The 4004-nt window shown below is 65.1% G+C and carries 3 protein-coding genes and 1 pseudogene; 2 read left to right on the forward strand and 2 right to left on the reverse strand.

Annotated features, from left to right (window positions below; translation table 11 throughout):
- Both RIA72_RS02595 and RIA72_RS02600 read left to right on the forward strand, forming a co-directional pair.
- Positions 1-565: acyl-CoA dehydrogenase family protein (locus tag RIA72_RS02595; RefSeq protein WP_350030812.1), on the forward strand; the 565-nt coding region annotated here is incomplete at its 5' end.
- Positions 562-1661 (forward strand): annotated as a pseudogene (locus RIA72_RS02600) (phosphotransferase). The gene RIA72_RS02595 and the pseudogene RIA72_RS02600, both read left to right, overlap by 4 nt.
- A gap of 143 nt (positions 1662-1804) precedes the next feature.
- Here RIA72_RS02600 and RIA72_RS02605 read toward each other — a convergent pair.
- Both RIA72_RS02605 and RIA72_RS02610 read right to left on the reverse strand, forming a co-directional pair.
- Positions 1805-3511, reverse strand: a complete 1707-nt coding sequence (locus RIA72_RS02605) for a class I adenylate-forming enzyme family protein (RefSeq protein ID WP_350030813.1) — start codon at positions 3509-3511, stop codon at positions 1805-1807.
- A gap of 348 nt (positions 3512-3859) precedes the next feature.
- Positions 3860-4004 (reverse strand): NAD(P)(+) transhydrogenase (Re/Si-specific) subunit beta (locus RIA72_RS02610; RefSeq protein ID WP_350030814.1); only part of this gene is annotated, 145 nt, incomplete at its 5' end.

Genomic DNA, 4004 nt, shown 5'->3' on the forward strand with positions numbered 1-4004 from the left:
CACGATCGACAGCTCGATGCCCGGCGGCCATGCCACGCTGACGATCGACAATCTGCGCGTCCCCGCAGACCAGATGCTCGGGCAGGCCGGCGAGGGTTTTCGCTACGCGCAGGTGCGTCTTTCCCCTGCCCGCCTGTCGCACTGTATGCGCTGGCTCGGCGCGTGCATCCGCGCGCACGAGATCGCGACCGACTACGCCAATCGCCGCGAGGCGTTCGGCAAGCCGCTGATCGAGCATGAGGGCGTCGGTTTCATGCTCGCAGAAAATATGATCGACCTCAAACAGGCCGAACTGATGATCGACTGGTGTGCAGGCGTGCTCGACACCGGTTCGCTCGGCACGGTCGAAAGCTCGATGGCGAAAGTCGCGGTGTCGGAGGCGCTGATGCGCATCGCCGACCGCTGCGTCCAGGTGATGGGCGGCACCGGCGTCACCGACCGGACGATCGTCGAGCAGGTGTTCCGCGAGGTGCGCGCGTTCCGCATCTACGACGGCCCGACCGAGGTTCACAAATGGAGCCTCGCGAAGAAGATCAAGCGCGACTGGAAGGAAACACAGATATGAGCGCGCCGACGCAGGATGCGAACGTCGGAACGACCGCGGTGCGCGACGCCCATTGTTTCGACGAGGCAGCGCTGGCGCGCTGGATGACCGGGCATGTCGCAGGCTTTGCCGGGCCGCTTCGCGTCGAGCAGTTCAAGGGCGGGCAGTCGAACCCGACCTACAAGCTGGTGACGCCGACCGCCGCCTATGTGCTTCGCCGCAAGCCGCCCGGCCAGATACTGACGGGCGCGCATGCCGTCGACCGCAAGCGCGCATTCTGACGGCGCTCGGGAAAACGGGCTTTCCCGTCGCGCATATCCACGGACTGTGCACCGACGACAGCGTGATCGGCACCTGGTTCTATGTGATGGAAATGGTCGAAGGGCGTATCTTTTGGGATGCGACCTTCCCCGGCGTCGATCGCGATCAGCGACCGGCATATTTCGATGCGATGAACGCCGCGATCGCGCGGCTCCGTGGCATCGACTATGACGCGCTCGGCCTTGGCGATTACGGCAAACCGGGCAATTATTTTGCGCGGCAGATCGGATGCTGGTCGAAACAATATCACGAAGACAGCGACGCCGGCCGCGATACCGCCATGGATGCACTGGTCGAATGGCTGCCCGCCAACATTCCGGCAGGTGACGAGAGCAGCATCGTCCATGGCGATTTCCGCTGCGACAATATGATCTTCCACCCTACCGAACCGCTTGTGATCGCGGTGCTCGACCGGGAGCTCTCGACCCTTGGCCACCCGCTCGCCGACTTCGCCTATCACGCGATGATGTACCAGATGCCGCCGCATATCGTCGCCGGGCTCGACGGCGCAGACCTCGCGGCGCTCAACATCCCGTCCGTGGCCGACTATGTCGCGGCCTATTGCCGGCGCACCGGCCGCGACGGCATCGCCAATTGGGACTTCTACATCGCCTTCAATTATTTCCGCCTTGCCGCGATCTTCCACAGCATCAAGGGCCGCGTCATTCGCGGTACCGCGGCATCGGCACATGCCCGCGACCGTGCCAAAAGCTTTCCGACGCTGGCAAAATTAGGCGCAGAGGCAATGCGCAAGTGCGTGGACATGAGTTGTAGCAGAACGGAGCCCGGAAGCTGACGGACTTCGTAACGGATGCGAACATCGACCGCCCAAGGTCCGCGTCGCCCGGAGCGGTCGCAAGACCGCCGCACACATTATCGGTCGCAATAGCTGCATTCCGGCATCCGCCGGCCGCAAATCAAGCGACCGGCGTCGGCGCGCTAGGCGGCCGCCTCGCCCTCCCGATCGGCAAAGAGCAGCTTGAGATCCTTCTTCAGGATCTTGCCATTGGCGTTTCGCGGCAGGGTCTCGGTCACGAAGCGGATTGCGACCGGTACCTTGAACGCCGCCAGCCGCGCGCGGACCCAGTCCCGCAGTTCGGTTTCGGTCGCGCTCGTTCCCGGCGCCAGATGGACGATAGCGGCCGGTTCCTCACCGAGCGTGCGGTGCGGAATGCCGATGATCGCGCAATCGGTCACCGCAGGATGTTCGTAGAGGACATTCTCGACCTCTGACGAATAGATATTCTCGCCGCCGCGCAGCAGCATGTCCTTCGCCCGGTCCACGATATAGACGAAGCCCTCATCGTCGAGGCGGGCGAGGTCGCCGGTGCGCACCCAGCCCTTCACAAAGGTTTCGGCGGTGGCCTCGGGCTTGTTCCAATAGCCCTTCACGATCATCGCCCCGCGTGCCCAGAGCTCGCCGACGGTCCCCGTCGGCAGCACGGTCACGCCGTCGTCGGCTCGAATCTCGAGATCGGCGACCGCAACGGGCGGCCCCGCGCTCGTCGGGCGGTTGAGATAATCCTCCGACGAATGGTGGGTCACCGTCGCCATCGTCTCGGTCATCCCCCAGCCATTGGCGGGCAGCGCCCCGAACTCCTCATAGATGCGCTTGACCAGTTCGGGTGCGGAGGGCGCGCCGCCATAGGCGATCGCCTCGAGCGAGGAGAGATCATATTTCGCGCGGTCGGGATGCTCGATGAGCTGCCAGGCGATCGTCGGCACGCCGCCGGTCAGATTGACCTTCTCGCGCTCGATGATTTCCATCGCGCGCACCGGCTCCCATTTGCGCATGAAGACCGTCGTGTGCCCCGCCACCATGGCGCCCATCAGCGTCGCCGAACAAGCGGTGACGTGAAACATGGGGATCACGGTCAGCATCGTGCGCGGCGCCGGCGCGGGCAAGGGCTCGCCGCGCCGCAGGAAGCTTCGCGCCGACGAGAAGCCCGTCGAGAGGATGTTGGTGAGGAGGTTGCGATGGGTCCCGAGCGCGCCCTTCGGATTGCCCGTCGTCCCGCTGGTGTAGAAGATTGTCGCGTCATCGTCGCTGTCGAGCGCGACGACGGGGCGCTCGGTGGCAGGCAGACCGGCCCAATCGCCGGTCGTGCCGACGATATCCTCGAGCGCCGTCGTGCGATCGGGCGCTGTCCCCGCGCGCGCCACGATGACGCGTTCGACCGCCGGCACCGTCTCCAGATGTTCGGCGATCCGCTCGTAGCGCTCGGCATCGACGATCAGGAGCCTGGAGCCCGAATCCCGGATGCCATAGGCCAGCTCCGTGCCGGTCCACCATGCGTTGAGCGGCACGGCGATCGCACCGATCGAGGTGATCGCGAAGAAGATCATCGGCCATTCGGGAAGGTTGCGCATCGCGAGCGCGACGCGGTCGCCCTTCCCGATGCCCATGTCGCCGAGCGCGCGTGCGAAGGTCGCAGCCGCGCGCCAGTTCGCCTCGAAACTCACGCGCTCCTCGTCGAGGATCGTGAACGGCCGATCGCCATGTTGGCGCGAAATATCGAGCAGGGCGCCAAGGTCGTGCGGCACATTCTTCCAGGTCCGCGTCGGGATGCCGCCGATCATGACCGTTTCCATCTCGAACGGAGCCCCCGGTGCAGTGAGCGCGGCGGTGGCATCGGCGAGAGACATCTTCGGCCAGGAGGGATCGAGCGGCACTACGGGGTCACTGGTCGGGTCATTCGCCACGGGTCATCTCTCCGTTCTTTTACGCCTCCGGCCTCATGCCGAGCAGGCCTGATTATGGTGCAGGATCAGCGCAGCGACACCAGAAAACAAGGGGAGACCCTCGCCCTCACCGCGCGCCCGCGTTGCCGTAACGGCGGCCGCGCGGAGCCGAGCAACGAACATGGCCCGCGCCCGATAGTGACGGCATCCCGCACCGCGTTTTAGAGCGCCGAGATGGCGTCCACTGCTCGCCGAACGGTCGCTGATTCGGCGAGCAGTGGACGCAAAAGGAGGTCCGCCATTGCGAATGGCTCAATGCCCGCTGCCGCTCAGCGCCTTGACGATGTCGTCGGCCATCTTCTTGGCGTCGCCGAGCAGCATCATCGTCTGATCCATGTAGAAGACGTCATTGTCGACGCCGGCATAGCCGACGCCGCCCATCGAACGCTTCACGAAC

Origin of the sequence: Sphingopyxis sp., from assembly GCF_040216815.1 — a bacterium.
Taxonomy (GTDB): Bacteria; Pseudomonadota; Alphaproteobacteria; order Sphingomonadales; family Sphingomonadaceae; genus Sphingopyxis.

Bases quoted from the DNA above. Each gene is read 5' to 3' on its own strand.
- RIA72_RS02605 (WP_350030813.1), bottom strand. From the start codon at position 3,511: ATGTCTCTCGCCGATGCCACCGCCGCGCTCACTGCACCGGGGGCTCCG.